This window comes from Rhodococcus erythropolis NBRC 15567, assembly GCF_001552595.1.
Classification (GTDB): domain Bacteria; phylum Actinomycetota; class Actinomycetes; order Mycobacteriales; family Mycobacteriaceae; genus Rhodococcus_F; species Rhodococcus_F erythropolis.
In genome coordinates this window covers 19,380-43,839 of record NZ_BCRM01000004.1, presented here as the reverse complement: position 1 = coordinate 43,839, position 24,460 = coordinate 19,380, and the positions used below count along the sequence as shown (strand labels likewise).

26 protein-coding genes are annotated in these 24,460 nt (G+C 62.9%); 16 read left to right on the top strand and 10 right to left on the bottom strand.

Annotated features, from left to right (window positions below):
• Window positions 1-31: 31 nt before the first annotated feature.
• The 4 genes from pspA to pgsA all read right to left on the bottom strand — a co-directional run bounded on the left by pspA (window position 32) and on the right by pgsA (window position 2,607).
• Window positions 32-844, bottom strand: coding sequence for a phage shock protein PspA (gene pspA / locus RE4_RS09270; protein WP_003942098.1), 813 nt, complete (start codon window positions 842-844; stop codon window positions 32-34).
• 156 nt (window positions 845-1,000) lie between these two features.
• A complete protein-coding gene (locus RE4_RS09265) occupies window positions 1,001-1,381 on the bottom strand; it encodes a helix-turn-helix domain-containing protein (protein WP_003942191.1) in 381 nt (126 codons plus the stop codon).
• Between the two features lie 90 nt (window positions 1,382-1,471).
• Window positions 1,472-1,969 (bottom strand): CinA family protein, encoded by a 498-nt coding sequence (locus RE4_RS09260; protein WP_019748185.1) that lies wholly within the window; start codon window positions 1,967-1,969, stop codon window positions 1,472-1,474.
• Window positions 1,966-2,607, bottom strand: coding sequence for a CDP-diacylglycerol--glycerol-3-phosphate 3-phosphatidyltransferase (gene pgsA / locus RE4_RS09255; protein ID WP_019748184.1), 642 nt, complete (start codon window positions 2,605-2,607; stop codon window positions 1,966-1,968). Before pgsA ends, RE4_RS09260 begins: the two co-directional genes overlap by 4 nt.
• A 120-nt stretch (window positions 2,608-2,727) precedes the next feature.
• On the opposite strand from pgsA, the gene RE4_RS09250 reads away from it, so the two are divergent.
• Both RE4_RS09250 and RE4_RS09245 read left to right on the top strand, forming a co-directional pair.
• Window positions 2,728-3,252: an amino-acid N-acetyltransferase gene (locus tag RE4_RS09250; protein ID WP_019748183.1), complete on the top strand. Its 525-nt coding sequence runs from the start codon at window positions 2,728-2,730 to the stop codon at window positions 3,250-3,252.
• Window positions 3,253-3,311: 59 nt separating this feature from the next.
• Window positions 3,312-3,596, top strand: coding sequence for a YciI family protein (locus tag RE4_RS09245; protein ID WP_019748182.1), 285 nt, complete (start codon window positions 3,312-3,314; stop codon window positions 3,594-3,596).
• 10 nt (window positions 3,597-3,606) lie between these two features.
• Here the strand turns inward: RE4_RS09245 and RE4_RS09240 are convergent, their stop codons facing one another.
• The 6 genes from RE4_RS09240 to thyX all read right to left on the bottom strand — a co-directional run bounded on the left by RE4_RS09240 (window position 3,607) and on the right by thyX (window position 11,923).
• On the bottom strand, window positions 3,607-4,587 hold the full coding sequence (locus tag RE4_RS09240) for a TerC family protein (protein ID WP_019748181.1): 981 nt from the start codon (window positions 4,585-4,587) through the stop codon (window positions 3,607-3,609).
• A 45-nt stretch (window positions 4,588-4,632) separates the two neighbouring features.
• Window positions 4,633-7,404 carry a DNA translocase FtsK gene (locus RE4_RS09235; RefSeq protein WP_019748180.1) on the bottom strand — a complete coding sequence of 924 codons (2,772 nt, stop codon included), beginning with the start codon at window positions 7,402-7,404 and terminating at the stop codon, window positions 4,633-4,635.
• 124 nt (window positions 7,405-7,528) lie between these two features.
• Window positions 7,529-8,152 (bottom strand): TIGR03085 family metal-binding protein, encoded by a 624-nt coding sequence (locus RE4_RS09230; protein WP_003942175.1) that lies wholly within the window; start codon window positions 8,150-8,152, stop codon window positions 7,529-7,531.
• 59 nt (window positions 8,153-8,211) lie between these two features.
• Window positions 8,212-10,221: a ribonuclease J gene (locus RE4_RS09225; protein WP_019748179.1), complete on the bottom strand. Its 2,010-nt coding sequence runs from the start codon at window positions 10,219-10,221 to the stop codon at window positions 8,212-8,214.
• A complete protein-coding gene (dapA, locus tag RE4_RS09220) occupies window positions 10,222-11,127 on the bottom strand; it encodes a 4-hydroxy-tetrahydrodipicolinate synthase (protein ID WP_003942142.1) in 906 nt (301 codons plus the stop codon).
• A gap of 43 nt (window positions 11,128-11,170) precedes the next feature.
• On the bottom strand, window positions 11,171-11,923 hold the full coding sequence (gene thyX / locus RE4_RS09215) for an FAD-dependent thymidylate synthase (protein WP_029538044.1): 753 nt from the start codon (window positions 11,921-11,923) through the stop codon (window positions 11,171-11,173).
• 154 nt (window positions 11,924-12,077) lie between these two features.
• Here thyX and RE4_RS09210 point away from each other — a divergent pair, with 154 nt between their 5' ends.
• The 14 genes from RE4_RS09210 (at window position 12,078) to nuoK (ending at window position 24,459) form a co-directional block, all read left to right on the top strand.
• Window positions 12,078-12,557 carry a toxin-antitoxin system HicB family antitoxin gene (locus tag RE4_RS09210; RefSeq protein ID WP_019748177.1) on the top strand — a complete coding sequence of 160 codons (480 nt, stop codon included), beginning with the start codon at window positions 12,078-12,080 and terminating at the stop codon, window positions 12,555-12,557.
• Window positions 12,558-12,643: 86 nt separating this feature from the next.
• Window positions 12,644-13,078, top strand: a complete 435-nt coding sequence (locus RE4_RS09205) for an SRPBCC family protein (RefSeq protein ID WP_060938477.1) — start codon at window positions 12,644-12,646, stop codon at window positions 13,076-13,078.
• 180 nt (window positions 13,079-13,258) lie between these two features.
• The gene (locus RE4_RS09200) at window positions 13,259-13,651 is read left to right on the top strand and encodes an Rv3143 family two-component system response regulator (RefSeq protein WP_044480360.1); all 393 of its coding nucleotides are present in this window, start codon (window positions 13,259-13,261) and stop codon (window positions 13,649-13,651) included.
• Window positions 13,652-13,896: 245 nt separating this feature from the next.
• Window positions 13,897-14,256 carry an NADH-quinone oxidoreductase subunit A gene (locus RE4_RS09195; protein WP_003942165.1) on the top strand — a complete coding sequence of 120 codons (360 nt, stop codon included), beginning with the start codon at window positions 13,897-13,899 and terminating at the stop codon, window positions 14,254-14,256.
• 80 nt (window positions 14,257-14,336) lie between these two features.
• Window positions 14,337-14,891 (top strand): NuoB/complex I 20 kDa subunit family protein, encoded by a 555-nt coding sequence (locus RE4_RS09190; protein WP_003942234.1) that lies wholly within the window; start codon window positions 14,337-14,339, stop codon window positions 14,889-14,891.
• Window positions 14,888-15,550, top strand: a complete 663-nt coding sequence (locus RE4_RS09185) for an NADH-quinone oxidoreductase subunit C (RefSeq protein WP_019748174.1) — start codon at window positions 14,888-14,890, stop codon at window positions 15,548-15,550. Before RE4_RS09190 ends, RE4_RS09185 begins: the two co-directional genes overlap by 4 nt.
• Window positions 15,550-16,881, top strand: a complete 1,332-nt coding sequence (gene nuoD / locus RE4_RS09180; protein ID WP_019748173.1) for an NADH dehydrogenase (quinone) subunit D — start codon at window positions 15,550-15,552, stop codon at window positions 16,879-16,881. Before RE4_RS09185 ends, nuoD begins: the two co-directional genes overlap by 1 nt.
• Entirely contained in the window at window positions 16,878-17,702 is an 825-nt protein-coding gene (nuoE, locus tag RE4_RS09175) for an NADH-quinone oxidoreductase subunit NuoE (protein WP_060938476.1), read from the top strand. The genes nuoD and nuoE overlap by 4 nt, the downstream gene beginning before the upstream one ends.
• A 1-nt stretch (window position 17,703) precedes the next feature.
• The gene (gene nuoF, locus RE4_RS09170; protein ID WP_019748171.1) at window positions 17,704-19,023 is read left to right on the top strand and encodes an NADH-quinone oxidoreductase subunit NuoF; all 1,320 of its coding nucleotides are present in this window, start codon (window positions 17,704-17,706) and stop codon (window positions 19,021-19,023) included.
• Entirely contained in the window at window positions 19,020-21,437 is a 2,418-nt protein-coding gene (locus tag RE4_RS09165) for an NADH-quinone oxidoreductase subunit G (protein ID WP_060938475.1), read from the top strand. Before nuoF ends, RE4_RS09165 begins: the two co-directional genes overlap by 4 nt.
• Window positions 21,434-22,789: an NADH-quinone oxidoreductase subunit NuoH gene (gene nuoH / locus RE4_RS09160; protein WP_060938474.1), complete on the top strand. Its 1,356-nt coding sequence runs from the start codon at window positions 21,434-21,436 to the stop codon at window positions 22,787-22,789. The genes RE4_RS09165 and nuoH overlap by 4 nt, the downstream gene beginning before the upstream one ends.
• On the top strand, window positions 22,782-23,369 hold the full coding sequence (gene nuoI, locus RE4_RS09155; protein WP_020907505.1) for an NADH-quinone oxidoreductase subunit NuoI: 588 nt from the start codon (window positions 22,782-22,784) through the stop codon (window positions 23,367-23,369). Before nuoH ends, nuoI begins: the two co-directional genes overlap by 8 nt.
• Entirely contained in the window at window positions 23,366-24,163 is a 798-nt protein-coding gene (locus RE4_RS09150) for an NADH-quinone oxidoreductase subunit J (protein WP_060938473.1), read from the top strand. The genes nuoI and RE4_RS09150 overlap by 4 nt, the downstream gene beginning before the upstream one ends.
• On the top strand, window positions 24,160-24,459 hold the full coding sequence (nuoK, locus tag RE4_RS09145; protein WP_003942238.1) for an NADH-quinone oxidoreductase subunit NuoK: 300 nt from the start codon (window positions 24,160-24,162) through the stop codon (window positions 24,457-24,459). Before RE4_RS09150 ends, nuoK begins: the two co-directional genes overlap by 4 nt.
• Window position 24,460 lies beyond the last annotated feature (1 nt).

Here is a 24,460-nt window from a genome sequence, read left to right as displayed (position 1 = left end):
CAGAGCATCACTGCCGACATCGAGGATTCGGCTACTGCCCGGTCTGACCGGCAGCCGGGGGCTGCTTTTCGACGGACGGAGTCGCGGGAGTGGCTGCTGCGCCGCCGGACGGCAGCGCCTCGCCCTTCATGGATGCACGAATCTGCTCGAGACGACTGTGCCCTGCCATCTGGACCGAGGCCTGCTGGACCTCCATCATGCGGCCCTGAACGGAGTTCTGGGCGAGCTCGGCAGAGCCGAGTGCGTCAGCGTAGCGACGTTCGATCTTGTCGCGCACAGCATCGAGGCTGGGTGTGTTGCCCGGAGCCGACAGCGTGCTGTCCATGGAACGAAGGGACTCGCTCACGCGCTCCTGCATCTTGGCCTGCTCGAGCTGGCTGAGCAGCTTGGTGCGCTCGGCAACCTTTGCCTGCAGTGTCATCGCGTTCTGCTCGACGGCCTTCTTGGCCTGAGCGGCTGCCTGCAAGGACTGGTCGTGCAGTGCTTTCAGATCCTCGACGCCCTGCTCGGCCGTCACCAACTGGGCCGCAAAAGCTTCTGCAGCGTTGGTGTACTGAATCGCCTTGTCGTTGTCGCCGGCAGCAGCGGCCTGATCGGCGAGGTTGACTGCCTGGCGCGCGTTGGCGTTGAGCTTTTCGACCTCGTCGAGTTGACGGCTGAGCTTCATCTCGAGTTGACGCTGATTACCGATCACCGACGCAGCCTGCTGGGACAACGCCTGATGCTGGCGCTGTGCGTCCTCGATCGCCTGCTGAATCTGAACCTTTGGATCTGCCTTCTCATCGATCTTCGAATTGAAGAGCGCCATCAGGTACTTCCAGCCCTTGACGAAAGGATTAGCCATTGGTTTGATCCTGCCTCCATCTGATGCGCCGCGCCGAACGCGACCCGGAGCGCGACCGTCGCGCACCGAAACAAGGGCTGCGCCCTATCTGCTCTGACCCCACCTGCTGGAAACCGGCGGTTACGTACAAAATCTATCGGTTACGGCCGGTAGTGGCTACGCCGCCGCCAACCTTCGAGCGTTCGGTGCCGGAATCACGACGCGGGTATCGCGTGCGATAGTCGGCGAACCGGAAGCCGAGACAGAGCCGGAAGCCGACACGGCAGGTTCGGCAACCTGCCGACCAGCTACCGGAGCGCTCTTCTTCGTGGCCAGGGTCTCGCTCACGTCGACCAGCACGTCGGACAGTGGGACTGCGAGCGCATCACAGATCGCCGCCAACAATTCGCTCGATGCTTCCTTACGTCCACGTTCCACTTCGGACAGATAGCCCAAGCTCACACGCGCGCTGTTCGAGACCTCACGTAGCGTGCGGCTCTGCGAAACGCGCGTACGCCGGAGACTGTCACCGATTGCCTCACGCAATAGCAGCGCCATCTCGCTCCTCCTTCATCCGTGACCTCATCGTGCATGGTCGTACGTCTTCACAATCGTCAACGTCCGAACACATCCGATTGGTTCCCGAGCCTATCGTGCCGCACGCTCTACGACACGATCACGCAACCGCGACACGGCAGTCGCGACCGCGGTTGTCCGAATCTCCCACCGTTCGCCGCCGAGCGCGAGCGGTTCGCATTCGGTTCCGTCAGGGCCGGCGATACCGAGAAACACTGTTCCGACCGGGTGTCCGTCCTGCTCACTCGGACCGGCGACTCCGGTCAGACCGATACCCCAGTCCGCACCGCACTTCGTCCGGGCGCCGAGCGCCAATGCCACCGCCGTGCTCTCGGACACGGGGCCGTCCGTTGCCAGGCGGCCTGGATCCACACCAGCCAGTGTTGCTTTCAGGTCGGTCGCGTACACGACCAGACCCCCACGCAGCACCGCGCTCGACCCCGGCACCGACGCGACTGCAGCCGTGAACAGCCCTGCTGTCAGAGATTCGGCGGCGGCGACAGTCTGCTTCGCGGCGCCGAGGGCCTCGACAAGTTCGACCACTCCGAGTCCGAGCAGCGGGTCGGTCATGACTCGACTGCGCGAACTCCGGCGCGAAGCCTGATCGCCTGCACGATGTATTCGATTCCCGTCGCCACCGTCAGCACGACGGCAGCGGCCATCAGCAGCCCGCTGACGATGTCCCAACTGCTCGGCAGCGGGCAGAGGTAGAACCCGATCGCAACGGCCTGCACGAGGGTCTTGAGCTTGCCGCCCTTGCCCGCCGGGATGACCGCGTGCCGCAGAACCGCGAACCGCAGCAGCGTGATTCCGAGTTCCCTGGCGATGATCACTCCGGTCACCCACCACGACAGATCACCGAGAACCGAGAGCCCGATCAGCGCGGCTCCGATCAGCGCCTTGTCCGCGATCGGGTCCATGAGTTTCCCGAAATCGGTGACCAGACCGTACTTCCGAGCCAATTGGCCGTCGATCCGATCCGTGATCGCGGCGACGATGAACACGCCCATCGCCCCGAGACGCCACCACGTCGAGTGTCCGCCGTCGACGAACAGAACAACGAGAAACACCGGAACAAGAACCATTCGGATCATCGTGAGAATGTTCGCGATGTTCAGCAACGGAACCGGGTTGTCCGCGACAGGTGTGCCGTCGGACGGGCCGACGGCGGCGCGATGGGCGTCGGTCTGATCGCGCGGGGTACTCATCGGATCACCGCACAGGCGGTGAGCCGAACCCGGGATACAGCCGAGCGGCGCGGGAATTGCGTGGGGCGGACAGGCACGCGACTTAGAATATCGGTAGGGCCATTGACTAATGTGCACCACATGACTTCGACCGCGCCGACCTATACCGAGAGCCAGTTGATCGTGCGTCGCGCGCGAACGTCGGACATCCCCGAAATCAAGCGTCTGATCGACATCTACGCCGGCAAGATCCTCCTCGAGAAGAATCTCGTGACGCTGTACGAGGCAGTCCAGGAGTTCTGGGTCGCCGAGCGGGGTGACCAGGTAATCGCCTGCGGCGCACTGCATGTGCTGTGGGCGGACCTGGGTGAGATCCGCACCGTAGCAGTCGATCCGACTGCGAAAGGGCAGGGCGCAGGTTTCCACGTCGTCGACAAACTCATCGAGGTCGCCAAGGAATTGGAGTTGGAACGGTTGTTCGTTTTGACGTTCGAGACCGAGTTCTTCCACCGTCACGGATTCGCGGAGATCGACGGCACTCCCGTCACCGCCGAGGTCTATGCGGAAATGTGTCGGTCCTACGACGCCGGCGTCGCCGAGTTCCTCGATCTGAGCTATGTGAAACCCAACACACTCGGCAATACTCGCATGCTCCTGACTCTCTGAACCGTTCAGACTCTTCAAACACACCTGTCTCGATCACCAGCCTCCGAAAGCGGTTCACGATGTCGTTGTTCCTCGTCGAATACACCTACGCACCCGAGAAGACCCCTCAGCGCGACGAAGTCCGCAGCGATCACCGCGCCTGGCTCGCGGATCTGGTTTCCCGCTCGATCGTTCTGTCATCTGGCCCGTTTGCAGATGGAAACGGCGCGCTGATCATCGTCGACGCCGCTGACGCCGACACCGTTTCACTCCTCTTCACCCACGACCCGTTCGCGATCGCCGATTTGATCGAGAAGGTCCGGATCACCGAGTGGGTTCCGGTGTTGGGTCAGTTCAGCGCCTGAGAGCGTCGGCCTACTCCCCGGCCCGGTCGCGAGTCTTCAACAGGCTCGCGACCGTCGTCACCGCCAATACTCCGATGATCACTCCGAGTGAGAGTGCCGTGGAGATTTCCGGCACGGAGACGTGTTCACCTCCGTTGACGAACGAGAGGGTGTTCTCGTGCAACGCGTGAAGTACCAGTTTCACACCGATGAACGCCAAGATTATCGAGAGCCCGTACGAGAGATAGACCAGCCGTTCGAGCAACCCGCCGATCAGGAAGTACAGCTGCCGTAGGCCCATCAGTGCGAAGGCGTTGGCGGTGAACACCAGATACGGTTCCTGAGTCAGACCGTAGATCGCCGGAATCGAATCGAGCGCGAAGAGCACGTCGGCAAAGCCGATTGCGATGAGCGCCAACAACAACGGAGTCACGACGCGCTTGCCGTCGATCCGGGTGATCAGTTTGTCGCCGTCGTATTCCTCGGTAGTCGGCAGCACCCGTTTCACGAGCGAGATGATGCGACTGTCGCGCTTCTCCTCGGCTTCCTTCTCATGCCCGTGATCGCGGATCAGGGTGTACGCGGTGTAGATCAGGAACGCACCGAAGAGGTAGAACACCCAGCTGTATGCGTTGATGGCGGCGGCACCGACACCGATGAAGATTCCGCGCATCACCAACGCGAGGACGATGCCGATCAGCAATACCTTCTGCTGGAACTCTCGTGGTACCGCGAAGGTCGACATGATGATCACGAAGACGAACAGATTGTCGACCGAGAGCGCCTTTTCCGTGACATAGCCGGCGAAGTACTCACCGCCGTACGTGGTGCCCCAGATCCACATCACGACGAGGCCGAAGACGATGGCGATCGAGATGTAGACCGTCGACCAGAACGCGGACTCCCGGAAGGTCGGCGCATGCGGCGTGCGGACGTGGGCGAAGAAGTCGAAGACGAACAGGCCGAGGATCACCACGATCGTGATTCCCCAAGCCAACGGCGTCACATGCACGGGTTCCTCCGGTCGTCTGTCGACGGCTTGTCCGCCGAGGTGTCCCTACTCGTCTGCGGGTGCCTCATCCGGGTCGCCGCCGCGAATCGACCACAGCAGACCGTCGAGTTCCTCAGGCTTCATGAGTACCTCGCGGGCCTTCGAGCCCTCGCTGGGTCCGACGACGCCACGATTTTCCATGAGGTCCATCAGTCGGCCGGCCTTGGCGAACCCGACTCGCAGCTTGCGCTGAAGCATCGACGTCGAACCGAACTGGCTGGTGATCACCAATTCCACGGCCTGCAAGAGGACATCCATGTCGTCGCCGATGTCGGGGTCGACGTCTTTCTTCTCCCCGGCCTTCTGCGCGGTGACACCTTCGGTGTACTCGGGCTCCGCCTGGTTCTTCGCGAAGTCGACGACCGCCGAGATTTCTTCGTCGGTGATGAACGCGCCCTGCATACGGGTCGGCTTACCCGCACCCATGGGCAGGAAGAGGCCGTCACCCATACCGATGAGCTTCTCGGCGCCTGGCTGATCGAGGATGACTCGCGAGTCCGTCAGTGAAGACGTCGCGAACGCCAGACGAGACGGCACGTTGGTCTTGATCAGGCCGGTGACGACGTCGACGGAGGGGCGCTGCGTTGCCAGCACCAGGTGGATACCGGCAGCACGGGCTTTCTGCGTGATGCGGACGATCGCTTCTTCGACGTCGCGGGGAGCGGTCATCATGAGGTCGGCCAGCTCGTCCACAATTGCCAGGATGTACGGGTACGGACGGTAGACGCGCTCGCTGCCCAGCGGGGCGGTGATTTCGCCGGACTTGACCTTGGAGTTGAAGTCGTCGATATGACGCACCCGGTTGGCCTGCATGTCCTGGTAACGCTGTTCCATCTCCTCGACCAACCAGGCCAGCGCTGCCGCGGCCTTCTTCGGCTGAGTGATGATCGGCGTGATCAGGTGCGGGATACCTTCGTACGGCGTGAGCTCGACCATCTTCGGGTCGATGAGGATCATCCGTACTTCTTCCGGCGTTGCTCGGGTGAGCAACGAGACGAGCATCGAGTTCACGAAGCTCGACTTACCCGAGCCGGTCGAACCTGCCACCAGAAGGTGGGGCATCTTCGCGAGGTTGGCACTGACGAAGTCACCTTCGATGTCCTTGCCCAGACCGATCACCAGTGGATGGTGATCGCGTCGGGTGCTCGGCGCGTTCAGCACGTCGGCGAGGCGAACCATTTCGCGGTCGGAGTTCGGTACCTCGATGCCCACCGCGGACTTACCCGGAATGGGGGCCAGGAGACGGACGTTGTCGGTAGCCACTGCATAGGCGATGTTGCGGGCGAGCGCGGTGATCTTCTCGACCTTCACGCCTGGGCCGAGTTCGACCTCGTACCGCGTCACTGTCGGGCCTCGGGTGAATCCGGTAACGGCGGCGTCGATCTTGAACTGTTCGAGGACCTCGCTGATCGCTTCGATCATCGCGTCGTTCGCAGAACTGCGGAGCTTGGGCGGGTCCCCTTCGATCAGCAACGTCGTCGGAGGGAGGTTGTAGTCGCCGTCGGTGACCCGATCGGTGACGAAGTGTTCCTTCTCCTCCGGCTCCGGTTCGGGTTTCGGCACAGGCTTGGCGATAGGGACGGAACGGGCCGGCACCTTGGGGCGCGGCGCCGGAGTCTCCACGACGGGCGCGGCAGCAGCCACGACGGGCTCGTCGGGTACTGCGGTGTCGTCGGCGTTCCACAGACCGAGTACTTCGGTCTTCTTGTCGCCGGATTCGAACTCGTCCGTCGGGTAGTTGTCGATCGGTGCGCGTCGGCTGGTCCGCTTGGCGGGCTTGAGCGGTGGCTCGGCGTAGGTGTCGACCGGGTAGCCGTCGGCGTCGAACAGTGAAGGATCGTAAGCAGATTCGCCGTAGTGGTGCTCGCCATCCTCGTCGAATTCGGATCCGTAGTCGCCGTATTCGTCCGAGCGATACGAGGCACCGAAGAAGGACTGGAACTTGCTCGGCACCTCACGCAGCGTGGTTCCGGTCAGAAGGAGGATTCCGAATCCGGCGGCGATGACCAGCAGCGGCGCAGACAGCCAGACGGTGAGCCCGTTGGTGAGCGGGCCCCCCACGACGTACCCGACGAACCCTGCTCCGTTGGAGCGACCGGTGGAGTCTGTCGGTGAACCCGAGATGATGTGCCAGAGGCCGAGCGCCGGCAGACCGACCAGCAACGATCCCATGATCAGTCGGGGGCGGATCTCAGGTTTCGGTTCTGTGCGCATCAACAGGATCGCGAGGCCGACGCCGACGATGGGGAGCACGGCCGAGGCCGCGCCGAAGATAGCGCGCACAAGGGTGTCGATGCCGCCGCCGATCGGACCACCGGCCTTGAACCAGACGCCGCCGGCGATGACGACGCTGAATGCGATCAGGCCGAGCGCTATTCCGTCGCGGCGGTGGCCGGCTTCGATCTCGCCGACCTTACTGACGGTGCGTGTGGTGGCGCCGACGCCGCGGGCAGCCAGGGACCACCCGGCTCCGATTCCCTTGCCGACAGCCGCCAACGGGCTGGCCCGCTGAGACGTTTTCGATACCGGGCGGCGCGCGGCCGACGACGTACCGGAGGCCTTCTTGGGCGCTGGCTTGGAGCCTTTGCCCGAGGCCGGGCGCCCACCAGCCCTGGCCGAAGTCGTGACGTTCCGAGGAGTCGACACGGTCCGTGTGGTGCGCGAGGTGCGAGGTTTTGCGGTCGTGCGCGCACTCGGAGTGGAGGCTGACGACCTGGTCGATGCCCTGGACGTGGACGTGCTTGTACTGGATCCCCGGGCGCTCGACTTACCTGCCATGGAGTTCAGGCTAGTCTGTGCGACCCCATCTGGACCATCCGCAACACCAGCAACACTGGTCGCGAGTGCGAAACGTGATCTTCGCAACCCGTCGTTCGAGCGCCACTCAGGTAGAAAAAGGCAATCAGAAACTGCGATCGAGCGCCATCACGGATTGGACGTCGGCCAGTTCACCTTTGGCTTCGATCTTCACTTCGTTGCGACCGAATGCGTGCAGCAGCAACTCGGCGGGTTCGCCCTGCAAGACAACACTGCGAGAGCCGGATTTATGGACGACCGCACTCTCGCCGGAGGGAAGTTCGAAAATTACCTCGACAGCAGCCTTGCGGTAGCCCATCTTGCCGATCTGGCGTGCGTACTTCCACAGCTGAGCCTGCCGACCCTCCGACAACGGACGCGGCGCCCAGTTCAGATGTGCGCGGCGTACATCTTCGTGGTGAACGAACATCTCGGTGGTGTTGACCTGCGCGTCGAGCCAGTACATCGGCGACCATCGCGGCGGCCCGCTCCGAACGTCGTCGAGGATCTCCTCCCACGGACGCGCCGCTGCGGCCTTTCGAACGCTCTCGGTGTGACCGGCAAGAGGGCTCAACATGATTCCGGGAGCGGCGTCGAGACGCCGCTCCCGGACAATCAGATGTGCTGCCAGGTCACGATTGGTCCACTCCCCACACAGTGTCGGAGCATCGGGGCCGAACTCGACCATGCTGTCCACCAGGGCGAGTCGTTCGTCATGAGCGAAGGTCACCTTCGCCAAAGTACTCGAACCGGACCGGGTTCGAGCGGAAGCGACCTGCTGTGCCGAATCTACGGAACCGCGATGACCGTCGGAATGATCATCGGACGGCGGCGGTACTTGTCCGCGACCCAGCGTCCGACGACGCGGCGCACGGACTGCGCGATGCGATGAGCGTCGATGACGCCTTCGCTCGCCAATCGGGCCAGGTCCGATTCCACGAGATCCGCGGCGGCCTTGAGTGCCGTCGGATCGTCGGAGAAACCGCGGCCGGACACCTCGGGAGTGCTGACTGCGCGTCCTGTCGACTCGTTGATGACGATGGTGATGGCGATGAAGCCGCCTTCACCGAGTACGAGTCGATCGGAGAGCGTCGGCTCGCCGACGTCACCGACTGAAAGACCGTCGACGTAGACGTGTCCGACCGGTACGCGTCCGACGATCTCGGCGAGGCCGTCGACCATGTCGACCACGACGCCGTCCTCGGCCAGCACGATGCGCTCTTCCGGAACGCCGGTGGCCTTGGCAAGGGCGGCGTTGGCACGCAGGTGCCGCCATTCACCGTGGACGGGCATGGCGTTGGTGGGCCGAACCGCGTTGTACAGGTAGAGCAACTCACCGGCGGACGCGTGGCCCGAGACGTGAACCTTGGCGCTCTGCTGCGTCACGACGGTGGCACCGCGCTTGGCCAAGCCGTTGACCACGGCAAAAACGGAGTTCTCGTTACCCGGAATCAGCGAGGATGCGAGAACGACCAGGTCGTTGGCACGGATGTTGATCTGGCGGTGTTCGCCGCGTGCCATCCGCGAGAGCGCTGCCAACGGCTCACCCTGCGAACCCGTCGAAATGAGCACCAGGCGATCGTCGGGAAGGGTGGCGGCGGTGTCGATGTCGACGACCAGTCCGTCTGGCACCGTGAGGTAGCCGAGATCCTGGGCGATCTGCATGTTGCGGACCATCGAGCGGCCGACGAAGACGATGCGACGGTTGTACCGAGCGGCAACGTCGACGACCTGCTGGATGCGGTGCACGTGGCTGGCGAACGATGCCACGATGACGCGCTGCTTCGCCTTGCCGATGACGTTGTCGAGCACTCCCCCGATTTCACGCTCGGGCGTGACGAATCCCGGGACCTCGGCGTTGGTCGAGTCCACGAGGAACAGGTCGACACCCTCGTCGCCCAGGCGGGAGAAACCGGCGAGGTCGGTCAAGCGGCCGTCGAGAGGCAGCTGATCGAGCTTGATGTCACCGGTGTGCAGTACAACTCCGGCGTCGGTGCGAATCGCGATCGCGAGCGCGTCGGGAATCGAGTGGTTGACGGCGAAGTACTCGCAGTCGAACGGGCCGTGAGTGGTGGTGTTTCCTTCGACGACCTCGACGAGGTTCGGTCGCAGGCGATGCTCGCGGCACTTGGCGGCAACGAGGGCGAGAGTGAACTTCGCGCCGATGACCGGAATGTCCGCGCGCAGGCGCAGCAAGAACGGCAGAGCACCGATGTGATCCTCGTGGCCGTGAGTCAAGATGACGGCTTCGACGTCGTCCATACGGTCTTCGATGTAGCGGAAGTCCGGGAGGATCAGGTCGACGCCGGGCTGCTGGTCCTCGGGGAACAGCACACCGCAGTCGACGATCAGCAACTTGCCGCGGTGCTCGAACACCGTCATGTTGCGACCGATTTCGCCGATGCCACCGAGAGCGACGATGCGCAGACCTGATGCCGGCGCCTTCGGGGGTGTTCCGAGGCGACCGGTGGGATCGACGGCCGGACGGTTCTCGGGGCGCTTGTTTCCGCGCCCGTTGCCCGCCTTCGACGCTGCCGGACGGTTGCCGCCGGCAGATTTGCGTGGCGACCTGTCTTCGGTCGATTTCTTGGGTGCAGCAGATTTGGTGGCGGCGGACTTGGTCGCTGCAGATTTGGCTGCTGCGGCCTTCTTGGGCGGGGCGGCTGCGGCGGGGGCCGCTTCTGCCGCCGGCGCAGCTGGTGCCTCTACCGGTGCGGCCTTCGCGGCCGTCTCGGGAGCCGGAGGCGAAGGCGGACCGGCTTGACGACTGGCACTACGACGTCGGGGGGGACGGGTCATTTACAAAACTCCTGCCGCATGCAGATCGGCGGCAAGACCGTCGATCTGCTCTTTAGTGGGTGCAACCTGCGGAAGGCGTGGTTCTCCGACATCGATTCCGATGAGTCGCAGACCCGCCTTCGAAGCGCTGACACCGCCGAGGCGGGCAACGGAACGAATCACAGGGATCAAACTGAGGTTTATCTCGCGTGCGCGGGCGATGTCGCCGGACACGAACGCGGTGTGGAGGTCGCGGAGGCGACCCGGAACGAGATGGCCGATGACGCTGACGAAGCCGGTAGCACCGACAGCGAGCCACGGCAGGTTCAGCGGGTCGTCACCGGAGAAGAACTGAAGCTCGGTGGTGCCGATCAACTCTGCGCCGGCGTTGAGGTCGCCCTTGGCATCCTTGACGGCCTTGATCCGCGGGTGCTCGGCGAGTCGGCGGATCGTTTCGGTCTCGATGGGGACGACGGAGCGGGGCGGAATGTCGTACAACATGACGGGCAGGTCGGTCGCGTTGGCGACGGCGGTGAAGTGTGCAAAGAGTCCGGCCTGGGGCGGACGCGAGTAGTACGGGGTGACGACGAGCAGACCGTGCGCACCGGCGCGAGCCGCGTCACGGGCGAGTTCGACACTGTGGGCGGTGTCGTTGCTCCCGGCGCCTGCAACGATCTTCGCGCGGTTGCCGACGGCGTCGATCACTGCGCGGAGCAGGTCGAGCTTCTCGGACTCGGTGGTGGTGGGAGACTCACCGGTCGTGCCGGCAAGAACGAGGCCGTCGCAGCCGTTGTCGACGAGATGGGCTGCGAGGCGCACTCCCGCGTCGACGTCCAACTTCCCGTCGGCAGTGAACGGGGTCACCATCGCAACGGAAATGGTGCCGAACGGACGCTCGACAAGAGAAGCGGAATCACCGTAGGTCATGGTCAGAAGGTTACCCGGTTCAGCTCTTACTTCTGCACACGAGTCACGACTCGGCCGCAAATGCACTGACGGCGATTTCCGATCCGTCGCTTCCGCGGAGAATCTCGTAGTCCCCGAACACATTTGGGGCGACGTCACGAAGCTGACGTAGGCACTCGATCGCGACTCGCCGGATCTCGACGTCGGCATGTTCGGTGGCGCGCATCTCGACGAAGTGCCGCCAGGCCCGATAGTTCCCGGTCACGACCAAGCGCGTCTCGGTTGCGTTGGGCAGCACCGAGCGCGCAGCTTGCCTGGCTTGCTTCCCACGCATCGGGGCACCGGGCACTGATTGCAATTTCCCCTCGAGGGCGGTCAGCAGTTCGCCGTAAGCGCGACGGCTCTCGTCGGTGGCAGACAGAAACAGTGATTCGAGCTCGGGATCACCTTCGACCGCGGGAGGCACGACAACGTTCGCATCATTCTCGCGAACGAATCGCTGCGAGAGTTGCGAGTACGAGAAGTGCCGGTGACGAATCAATTCGTGAGTGCACGAGCGCGAGATACCAGTGATGTAGAAGCTCACCGTCGCGTGCTCTAGCACCGAAACGTGTCCGACCTCGAGCAGATGTCTGAGGTAGCCGGCGTTGGTTGCGGTTCGCGGATTCGGCTTGGACCAACTCTGGTAGCAGGCTCGGCCGGAGAACTCGACGAGCGCTTCGCCGCCGTCCGCGTCCGTCTCCCACGGAATGTCCTCGGGCGGGAAGAACTCGGACTTCGCCACCAACTGCACTTTCAGCGACACCGTGTTCGGCACAACCCACTCCTCGACAAGCACGAAACGACCAGCACGAAACCCGGGCGCCGTTCGCCTCAGGTGCTGGGCAACTCTATAGCGGTTGCGCTCCCCCGAGATCGAGTGACGTCACCACACCCTTGACTGACGTCACTTTTGACGCCACTCTGGTGTCATGGACATTTCGGAGTACACCGCGAAGCTGCAGAATGACCTCGTCACCGCAGCCGAACTCGGCGACGATCACACGCGCCGGATTGCGGCGTCGTTGTCCGCCGCCATCGAACCCTCGGTCCGCCTGGTCTTGTTGGCCGCGGCGACGGAGTTGGCCAAGGAGATCGGGACCAAACTCGACGGCCGCGAGGTCAGGGTCAATCTCGACGGCAACGAGATCGTGACCGACGTCGTCCGCCCGACGAATTCGACCGGCGGCGAGGGCGGAAACGAGAAGGCAGACGACGAGAAGAAGGACTCCACTTACTCGTTCGACGACGTCAGCGGCGATATCAGCCGAGTGACGTTGAGGATGATGGAGCAGATCAAAGCCCGCGCCGAGGAGGCAGCCAATCAGAACGGAGTCTCCCTCAACTCGTGGGTTTCACAAGCCGTTCAGGGCGCATTGCGGGACCAGATGCGCAAGAACGGCATGGACTAGTTCGACGCCACCCTGATCGCCGATGATCTAATTGCGCAACTGCAGTAATCACGAACCGTTGCCGCAAGGCGAGAAGGAGCACGTTCATGGCCGTTTCGGGCGTCAAGGAATTCGAGATCAAGGCTGATCCGGCGACGGTGATGAAGGCCGTAGCTGCAGTCGATCGGCTGCCGGAGTGGTCGTCTGCGCACAAGAAGATCACCATCGAGAGCACCCACGACGACGGTCGCCCCCATCGCGTTCGCATGGCCGTGTCCATTCTGGGAATCAACGACGAGCAGGTAGTCGACTACACCTTCGAGGGCGACGAGAGGGTGACCTGGACCCTCGTCGCGAGCGGCCAGCAGAACCAGCAGGACGGCTCGTACGTCTTGACTCCCACCGACGGTGGAACCAAAGTCACCTTCGAACTGACCATCGATCCCAAGATCCCGCTGCCGGGCTTCCTGGTGAAGAAGGCGCAGAAGACGGCCCTGGAAACAGCGAGCAAGGGCCTGACGAAGTTCGTCGAAAACTTCTGAGCGCACACGCAATTCAGGCGGCCCTTACTTCGGCGTTCATCGCCGGGTAGGGACCGTTTGCCGTGAAGCCCAGCTGCGATTTCTCGGAAGTTCTTGCCGATGTTGAACATTCGCCGGTAGCCGTGGACCGCCCGGAGTAACGTCGGCCGCGTGTCCGCCGAGACCGCAGAGCCCAACTCCATGGCACCCGTGCGCATCCTCGTCTACAGCGACGACGCACACACCCGCGAGCAAGTTCGGCTCGCTCTCGGAGAGCGCCCACATCCTTCGATGCCCACCATCGACTACGTCGAGGTCGCGACCGCGCCGATCGTCGTCGACAAGCTCGATGCCGGCGGAATCGATCTCGCCATCCTCGACGGCGAGGCGAGTCCGGCGGGCGGCATGGGCGTCGCGAAACAACTCAAGGACGAGATCGTCGACTGTCCACCGATCCTCGTACTGACCGGTCGACCCGACGATGCGTGGCTGGCGTCGTGGTCGCGAGCGGAAGCCTCAGTGCCGCAGCCGATAGATCCGATGGAACTCTCTTCCACCGTCATCGCGCTTCTGCGTCGGCAACTGAGCCGGTGAGCACCCGTTGCAGCGGTGATTCGTTGCGGCGCCGACTACTTCGGACTTTCGAGAGCGAAACTCGGCACCTCGAAAATCAACCCAATGTCGGAGGCCTCCCCTAGTGTGGGTGTCGCAGGTCACATAAGTGTCGAATTGCTGGCAGTATCGAAATTGAACGGCACCTTCGGGTTAACGGCACCTTCGGGTTAACGGCACCTTCGGGCTAGGCGGACATCCGCACAGCGGAGAGGAGTTCGGGTGAGATGAACGCTTACATCCCCATTCTCGTTCTCGGGGTCATCGCGATGGCCTTCGCTGTGGTGTCGGTTGTTCTCGCGTCCGTGGTCGGCCCGAAGCGGTACAACAGGGCGAAACTCGAAGCCTACGAATGCGGAATCGAACCGGCACCCCGTACCGCTGGTGGCGGACGGTTTCCCGTCAAGTTCTATCTGACGGCAATGCTGTTCATCATCTTCGACATCGAGATCGTTTTCCTCTATCCGTGGGCGGTGCATTTCGATTCGCTCGGTTTGTTCGGCCTCGCGGCGATGGGCCTTTTCATAGTCAACGTCTCGGTGGCATACGCATACGAATGGCGACGAGGCGGTCTCGGTTGGGACTAGCTCAGCGAACACAGGAACAGCACACACGAGTCAGACAAAACCGGTCACACCGCAGCTGTTACGACTGAAAAGAGTCGGATATGGGTCTCGAAGAAAAGCTCCCCAGCGGATTTCTACTGACCACGGTCGAGGGCCTGGCAGGTTATGCCCGCAAAGGATCACTGTGGCCTGCCACCTTCGGGCTCGCGTGTTGCGCCATCGAGATGATGGCAACCACGTCGGGTCGCTTCGACCTGGCGCGGTTCGGTATGGAGGCATTCCGCGCGTCGCCGCGACAGGCAGACCTTCTGATCGTGGCCGGGCGGGTCAGTCAAAAGATGGGCCCGGTACTTCGTCAGGTCTACGACCAGATGGCCGAGCCGAAATGGGTTCTGGCCATGGGTGTATGCGCGTCGTCCGGCGGAATGTTCAACAACTACGCAGTGGTTCAGGGCGTCGACCACATCGTGCCGGTCGACATCTACTTGCCCGGCTGTCCGCCGCGGCCGGAGATGCTCCTGAACGCGATCATCGAACTGCACCGAAAGATCCAGGAAATGCCCCTCGGCGTGAACCGCGAAGAGGCACGCGCGGCAGCCGAGCGCGCCGCACTGGCATCCACCCCCACCATCGACATGAAGGGGCTGCTGCGATGACCTCGGGTAACACCGGCGCGAGAGGGATGTTCGGGGTCCGCGGCACTGGCGACACCTCGGGCTACAGCAGGCTTGCCCCTCCGATCTCTCTAGAGGACAAGGCTTCTCGACCCTTCGGCGGTTATTTCGATGCAGTCGCGGATTCGTTGGACGCGGCATTGAGCAGCGCGGGTGGCACTTTCACCGCTGCAGTCGAGCGTGTGGTGATCTTTCGAGACGAGATGACGCTGCACGTCGAACGCTCCCACTTGCCGCAGGTTGCGCGAAGACTGCGCGACGAACCGGACCTTCGCTTCGAGCTCTGCCTGGGTGTCGACGGAGTGCACTACCCGCAGGACACCGGTCGTGAACTGCACGCCGTGTATCCACTTGCCTCGATTACGCACAACCGCCGAATCAGGCTGGAAGTATCTGTGCCGGATTCCGATCCGCATATTCCGTCGATCGTCGGGATCTACCCGACCAATGACTGGCATGAACGCGAGACGTACGACTTCTTCGGGATCGTCTTCGACGGTCATCCGGCCCTGACCCGCATCGAGATGCCCGACGACTGGAAAGGCCACCCCCAGCGGAAGGACTATCCGCTCGGCGGTATCCCGGTCGAGTACAAGGGCGCCCAGACTCCGCCTCCCGACGAGCGTAGGTCGTACAACTGATGAACGAGACGACAGGAAGCAACTCCGGTGCCACGACGGAAACCGTCGTCACGGCATCGGGTCAGGACTGGGACGACATCGTCACCGCGGCCGCCCGCCAGCGAACCGGCGAGGCGGAACGGATCGTGGTCAACATGGGCCCACAGCATCCGTCCACTCACGGGGTCTTGCGCCTCATTCTCGAGATCGAGGGTGAGACGGTCGTGGAAGCTCGATGTGGAATCGGCTACCTGCACACCGGAATCGAGAAGAATCTCGAATTCCGGAACTGGACGCAGGGTGTCACTTTCGTTACTCGAATGGACTACCTGTCACCGTTCTTCAACGAAACCGCGTACTGCCTCGGAGTCGAGAAACTTCTCGACATCACCGACGACATTCCCGAGCGAGCCACCGTCATTCGCGTGATGATGATGGAACTTAATCGGATCTCCTCACATCTCGTGGCCCTGGCGACCGGCGGAATGGAACTGGGCGCCGTGACGGCGATGCTGTTCGGATTCCGCGAACGCGAATTGATTCTGGACGTGTTCGAGACGATCACCGGACTGCGGATGAATCACGCCTACATCAGGCCTGGTGGTCTCGCTCAGGATCTACCCGACGGGTCGGTCGCGAAGGTTCGGGAATTGCTGAAGGTCCTACCGAAACGGTTACGTGACGTCGAACTGATGCTCAGCGACAACTCCATCTGGAAAGCACGTACCCAGGGAATCGGATATCTCGATCTCACCGGCTGTATGGCGCTCGGGGTGACGGGGCCGGTCCTTCGCGCCACAGGTCTCCCCCACGATCAGCGTCGAGCGCAGCCGTACTGCGGCTACGAGAACTACGAGTTCGACGTAGTGACACACGACGGATCCGATTGCTACGGAAGGTACGTCATCCGCGTCGAGGAGATGAAGGAGTCCCTCAAGATCGTGGAGCAGTGCCTCGACAAGCTACAACCGGGCCCGGTCATGGTGGACGACAAGAAGATCGCCTGGCCTGCCGATCTCGCTGTGGGACCGGATGGCCTCGGCAACTCGCAGAAGCACATCGCCAAGATCATGGAGTCCTCCATGGAAGGTCTGATTCACCATTTCAAACTGGTCACCGAGGGTATCCGCGTGCCGCCAGGTCAGGTGTACGTCGCCGTCGAGTCTCCGCGTGGCGAACTGGGGGTGCACATGGTCAGCGACGGGGGAACCCGGCCGTACCGCGTCCATTTCCGGGACCCGTCGTTCACCAACCTTCAGGCAGTAGCCGCGATGTGTGAGGGAGGCATGGTGTCCGACGTGATCGCTTCGGTTGCCAGTATCGATCCCGTCATGGGCGGAGTGGACCGATGACCGGCCCGAACAGCTCGTCACGCGTGTTCATCGAACTCGGGCCGCGCCCGGAGGAGCCCACGCAATTGGTACGCCCCGGCGCACGATCGAGCTATCCACCCGACGTACTCGCCCGACTCGACGCCGACGCCGAAACCGTCATCGCTCGCTACCGTGAGCCTGACGCCGCCGCGACCACCAGTCGATCCGCCCTCTTGCCGCTCCTTCATCTCGTGCAATCCGAGGACGGGTACATCACCCCGGCCGGGATCGATTTCTGCAGTGCCAAGCTGGGTTTGACGGGCGCCGAGGTCGCCGCAGTTTCCACCTTCTACTCCATGTATCGCCGGGGGCCGACGGGTGAGTATCTGGTCGGAGTCTGCACCAACACGCTGTGCGCGATCATGGGCGGCGACGACATCCTCGCGGCACTCGAAGAGCACCTGGGCTCGACAGGCTCCAGAGATGAAGGTGGACACTCCATCTCGACGTCCGACGGTAAGATCACCCTCGAACACATCGAGTGCAATGCGGCGTGCGACTACGCCCCCGTCATGATGATCAACTGGGAGTTCTTCGACAATCAGACCCCGGAATCGGCGCGCTCACTCGTCGATGCGCTCCGCGCCGGAGAGCGCGTGACACCCGATCGCGGTGCCACGCTGTGCTCGTTCCGGCAGACTGCGCGCACTCTGGCTGGTTTTCCGGATACGCGAATCGAGGCAGCCGAAGCGCAGACCGTCGGCGATGCAACTCTTGCCGGACTACGTATCAGCCGATCTCTCGACGACAATCCACCCGGCTCGGCTTCCGCGGCCGACGCTCCCGGCGAAGGGAAGTGACATGACACTCGCCCCCGTCCTGAGTCGATACTGGGATCAACCGAATTCATGGACCCTCGACAGCTACCTTCGCCGCGACGGCTACCAGGCGCTGCGCAAAGCGCTGGCCACGCCCCCCGACGCCGTGATCGAAACCGTCAAGGACGCGGGCCTGCGCGGACGTGGCGGCGCGGGCTTCCCGACAGGCCTCAAGTGGAGCTTCATCCCCCAGGTCTCCGAAGACAAGCCAGGAGACGGCAAGCCTCACTACCTCGTCGTCAATGCCGACGAGTCCGAACCGGGCACATGCAAGGACATGCCGTTGATGATGGCGACCCCACACACGTTGGTGGAGGGAGTGATCATCGCGGCGTACGCAATTCGAGCAGCGAAGGCGTTCATCTACGTCAGAGGTGAGGTTGTCCCGGTTCTGCGACGCCTGCAGACCGCTGTCGCCGAGGCTTACGCGGCCGGATATCTGGGCCGCAACGTCCTCGGTTCGGGTTTCGATCTGGATCTCGTCGTCCATGCCGGAGCCGGCGCCTATATCTGTGGGGAAGAGACGGCCCTCCTCGATTCGTTGGAGGGACGACGCGGTCAGCCTCGACTGCGGCCGCCGTTCCCCGCTGTCGCCGGTCTCTATGCCTGCCCGACCGTCGTCAACAACGTCGAGTCCATCGCGAGTGTTCCGTCGATCGTCCTGGGCGGCCCGGAGTGGTTCCGGTCGATGGGAAGTGAGAAGTCACCGGGATTCACGCTGTATTCGCTCTCGGGTCATGTCACCACCCCCGGCCAGTACGAGGCTGAACTCGGGATCACCTTGCGCGAGCTGCTCGAATACGCAGGCGGGGTCCGCGCTGGACACACCCTCAAATTCTGGACTCCCGGCGGATCCTCGACACCGATCTTCACCGACGAACATCTCGATGTCCCACTCGACTACGAAGGCGTCGGCGCCGCGGGATCCATGCTCGGTACCAAGGCCTTGCAGATATTCGACGAGACAACCTGCATCGTGCGTGCGGTGTTGCGATGGACCGAGTTCTACGCTCACGAATCCTGCGGTAAATGCACGCCGTGCCGCGAGGGCACGTACTGGCTGGTGCAGATCCTGCGTCGGCTCGAAGGGGGAACAGGAACCGAGGCCGATCTCACCAAACTTCTCGATATCTCGGACACGATCCTCGGAAAGTCCTTCTGCGCGTTGGGTGATGGAGCGACCAGCCCGATCATGTCTTCCTTGAAGTACTTCCGCGAGGAATACGTAGCGCATTTCGACGGGAACGGATGCCCGTTCGATCCTCACCGGTCCGTTCTCGCGACAGGAGCGTTCGTCTCATGACTGCAGCCGACGCCACCACTGGAACCGATGCGGCACCGCCGATTGATCTCGTCACCCTCACCATCGACGGCCGGGAACTCCAGGTCCCCAAGGGCACGTTGATCATTCGCGCTGCGGAGATGATCGGCACCCAGATTCCGCGGTTCTGCGATCATCCTCTACTGGACCCGGTCGGTGCTTGCCGCCAGTGCATCGTGGAAGTCGAAGGTCAACGCAAGCCGGTGGCGTCCTGCACGACACCGGTTGCGGACGGAATGGTCGTCACCACACAGCTCACGTCGCCTGTGGCCGAGAAGGCGCAACGCGGGGTGATGGAACTCCTGCTCATCAACCACCCTCTGGACTGCCCCGTGTGCGACAAGGGCGGCGAGTGCCCGCTCCAGAACCAGGCGATGTCGACCGGTCGCACCGAATCCCGGTTCGGTGAGGAGAAAAGGACCTACCCCAAGCCCATCCCCCTCTCGTCCGAGATCCTCCTCGACCGCGAGCGTTGTGTCCTCTGCGCCAGGTGCACGCGATTCTCGAGTCAGATCGCCGGCGACCCGTTCATCGATCTCCTCGAGCGCGGCGCGCTTCAACAGGTCGGGATCTACGCCAACGAGCCCTTCGAGTCCTACTTCTCGGGCAACACGATCCAGGTTTGCCCGGTCGGCGCGCTCACCAGTACGGCATACCGATTCCGGGCGCGACCGTTCGATCTGGTGTCCAGCCCCAGCGTGTGTGAACACTGCGCCGACGGATGTGCTCAGCGCACCGACCACCGTCGCGGAAAGGTTCTCCGTCGTCTCGCCGGGGACGACCCCGACGTCAACGAGGAATGGAACTGCGACAAGGGGCGCTTCGCTTTCACGTACACGACCCAAGGTGATCGGATCACCACTCCCCTGATCCGCAACGCTGACGGCGAATTGATTCCGGCGTCGTGGCCCATGGCACTCGACCTCGTTGCGCGATCCTTCGCGCACGCCCGCGGTGACGCAGCCGTACTCGTCGGCGGACGCTCTACCTTGGAGGACGCCTACGCCTACGGTAAGTTCGCGCGAGTTGCTCTCGCTACCAACAACATCGATTTCCGAATCCGCGCTCACTCAGCCGAAGAGGAAGATTTCCTCTCAGCTCACGTCGCGGGCCGCACACTTGAAGGGTCGGTGACTTACCAGGACCTCGAATCTGCCCCGACCGCGTTGCTGGTAGCTCTCGAGCCCGAGGAGGAGTCACCGATCATCTTCCTGCGACTGCGCAAGGCCGCACGTTTCGGAAAGACGACGGTGCTCTCCAGCGCGCCATTCGCTACGCGCGGCCTGCAGAAGATGGGCGGTGGTCTACTTCGGACCGTTCCCGGAAGTGAAGCAGCTCTGATGGATTCGTTGTCCCACCCCGGCAGTGAGGAGGGTCAGCTCCTCCGGCAGCCCGGTGCTGTGATCCTGCTGGGTGAGCGACTGAGTGCGGTAGCAGGCGGCTTCGCCGCGGCGCTGCGACTCGCCGAATCGACGGGAGCTTCTTTGGCCTGGGTACCACGCCGCGCTGGTGATCGCGGCGCCGTCGAGGCCGGCGCGCTACCGGGATTGCTTCCCGGCGGACGCCCCGTTGCGGACCCGGCAGCACGTCAGGAGGTGGAATCAGTGTGGGGGGCCTCCATCCCGGCATCCGACGGTCGCGACGCCGCGAGTCTGCTGGATCCGGGGCAGACGACTGCTGCGCTTCTTGTCGGCGGCGTCGAGTTGAGTGATCTCCCGAACCCGGCGAGGGCAAGGGCCGCGATCGAAGCCGCAGGGTTCGTTGTGAGTTTGGAGATCCGTCACAGCGGAGTCACCGAACTCGCCGACGTCGTCTTCCCGGTGGCACCGGTCGCCGAGAAGCCCGGAACCTTCCTCGACTGGGAAGGCCGCGAGCGCGTGTTCGACACCGCGTTGAGAACGACAGGAGTAATGCCGGATCAGCGCGTTCTCCACGCGATCGCAGCCGAGATGGGCATCGATCTGGGCCTACCCGACGCAGATTCCGCACGCTCGGAGATACACCGCCTCGGCGCTTGGTCCGGATCGCGCCCCACCTCGCCTCAGGTCCCGTCAGGCACCATGCCCACACCGGCACTGGGCGAGGCAGTGTTGTCGAGTTGGCGAATGTTGCTCGACAACGGCCGATTGCAAGACGGCGAGCCCAACCTGGCGGGTACGGCACGGCCGTCGCTCGTGCGTTTGTCGGCCGAGACCGCTGCCGAGATCGGCGCCGACAACGGCGATCACGTTGCGGTGTCGACTGAATCCGGTTCCATCACATTACCGTTGGAGATCACCGACCTCCCGCCTCGAACAGTCTGGCTCCCGCTCAATTCACCGGGTAGCACGATCTACGAAACGCTCTGCGTCACCGCGGGGTCCGTGGTGAAGATTGCGAAGGCGGGAGCGCAATGAACACCCACGAGTACGGGACGGTCGCAGCTCCGGTCGACCTGTCGGCGTTCGGGCACGACCCGTGGTGGTTGGTGATCGGCAAGGCTCTCGCAATCTTCGTGTTCCTCGTACTCACCCCGCTGGTGGCGATCTACGCGGAACGAAAGGTCATGGCACGCATGCAGATGCGTGTCGGACCGAACCGCGTCGGCCCCCGTGGAATGCTCCAGAGCCTCGCTGACGGAATCAAGCTCGCCCTCAAGGAGGGCATCACACCGACCGGCGCCGACAAACCGATTTACCTCCTCGCGCCCGTCATCGCGGTCGTGCCCGCCTTCATGGCGTTTGCTGTCATCCCGTTCGGTCCACAGGTGTCGATTTTCGGAACCCGGTCACCCCTGCAACTGACCGATCTACCGGTCGGCGTTCTGTACATCCTGGCCGTCACTTCTATCGGTGTGTACGGGATCGTCCTTGCCGGCTGGTCTTCGGGATCGACGTATCCCCTACTGGGCGCACTTCGATCGACCGCTCAGGTCATCTCGTACGAGGTAGCGATGGGCCTGTCTTTCGCTGCCGTTTTCCTCTACGCCGGCACGATGTCCACGTCCGGCATCGTCGACGCCCAACAGGGAGCCTGGTACGTCTTTCTCCTCCTGCCGTCCTTCCTGATCTACGTGACAGCCATGGTCGGCGAAACCAACAGGGCTCCCTTCGACCTTCCCGAGGCCGAGGGTGAGCTGGTAGGTGGGTTCCACACCGAGTACTCCTCCCTCAAGTTCGCGATGTTCATGCTGGCCGAGTACGTGAACATGGTGACGGTGTCCGCTCTGGCCACCACGCTGTTTCTGGGCGGGTGGCACGCACCGTTCCCGTTCAATCTTTGGGACGGCGCCAATTCCGGTTGGTGGCCGGTGCTGTGGTTTGTCGCGAAAGTGTGGGGCTTCCTCTTCGTCTTCATCTGGTTGCGCAGCACGCTTCCTCGATTGCGCTACGACCAGTTCATGAATCTCGGCTGGAAGGTTTTGATCCCAGCAGCTTTGGTATGGGTGATGGTGATCGCGACCGTTCGTGCGTTCCGCAACGAGGGCTACAACACCTGGGTCGTACTTCTCTGCGTCGCACTGGTTCTCGGAGCTGCGCTCCTGATCGTGTTGGCCGGGACTTACCGCGGCCGACGCCGAACTGCCGCGTTGGTCACCGCTTCGGGGACCTTGCCTTTCGATGCAATGTCGGGCGGCTTCCCGGTTCCACCGCTGCCTGGTCAAAAACTGCCTGGTCAAAAACTGCCTGGTCAAACACTGCCTGGTCAGAACGTGCCACCGCCGCGACGCACAGATGTTTCCGACACATCGGAGGACTCCCATGCCTGAATTCCTCGGACCTATCGCGGGTTTCGGAGTGACGCTCTCGACCATGTTCAAGAAACCCGAGACCGAGTTCTATCCGGAGGAGAAGCGCCCCACCGCGCCCGGATACCACGGTCGCCATCAACTCAACCGGTATGCGGACGGACTCGAGAAGTGCATCGGTTGCGAACTGTGTGCCTGGGCCTGCCCCGCCGACGCGATCTATGTCGAGGGTGCTGACAACACCGAAGAAGAACGGTTCTCCCCCGGAGAGCGCTACGGGCAGGTGTATCAGATCAACTACCTGCGGTGCATCGGCTGCGGCCTCTGCGTCGAGGCCTGCCCCACTCGGGCCCTCACGATGACCAACGAGTACGAGATGGTCGACGACAATCGAGCTGGATTGATCTACGAGAAGGACCGACTGCTCGCGCCCCTGAAAACCGACATGACAGCGCCACCACACGCGCTGCGTCCCGGCACAACTCAGGACGACTACTACCGCGGCGACATCACAGCAGTACCCGAACAAGCAGCACCCGAACAAGCAGCACCCGAACAGCCAGCACCCGAGCGAGAGCCGAACCCGGAGACCGAGAAATGATCGCGGCGGTCACCACCACGATCCTGGCGGAGGGAACGATGACATCGACCTCCACCGGCGAGGCGGTGCAGTTCTGGATCCTCGGAACCCTTGCGGTGATCAGCGCTTTGGGTGTCGTCGCCGCTCCCAAGGCCGTCTACTCTGCACTCTTCCTTGCGATGACGATGATCATCCTGGCCGTGTTCTACATCGTGCAGGGCGCACTGTTCCTGGGTGTCGTCCAGATCGTCGTCTATACCGGCGCGGTGATGATGTTGTTCTTGTTCGTCCTGATGCTGGTGGGCGTGGATTCTTCGGACTCCCTGGTCGAAACGCTACGCGGACAACGAGTCAGCGCGATCGTGATCGGCGTCGGATTCGGGCTACTCCTTATCGGCGGCCTCGGAAATGCGTCGATCTCGGGCTTCACCGGATTCACCGGACTCGACCAGGGCAACATCGACGCACTCGCCGATCTCATCTTCATCCGCTACGTCTGGGCCTTCGAACTGACCGGCGCACTGCTGATCACGGCGACACTCGGCGCAATGATGCTCGCACACCGGGAGAAGATCGGAGCCACACTCAGCCAACGCGAACTCTCCAAGCAACGATTCGCGTACCTGGGCAGCGATGAAGACAATCCCGAAAAGGACTCGGCCACTCCACTCCCCAGTCCCGGCGTGTACGCACGTCACAACGCAGTGGACATGCCGGCCTTGTTGCCGGACGGAACGTTCTCGACGCTCTCGGTCAGCAGCGCGCTCACTCCACGTTCCCCGGATCCGAGCACCGGTGAGGAGACTCAGCGATGAATCCCGAGAACTATCTGTATCTGTCCGTCCTGTTGTTCACGATCGGAGCTGCAGGAGTCCTCCTGCGCCGCAACGCCATCGTGGTGTTCATGTGTATCGAATTGATGCTCAACGCCGCCAACTTGGCGTTCGTGACCTTCGCGCGCATGCACGGCAATCTGGACGGCCAGATCTTCGCCTTCTTCACGATGGTGGTCGCTGCGGCCGAAGTAGTCGTCGGCCTGGCAATCATCATGATCATCTTCCGATCTCGGCGTTCTGTATCCGTCGACGACGCAGACCTGCTGAAGTACTGAT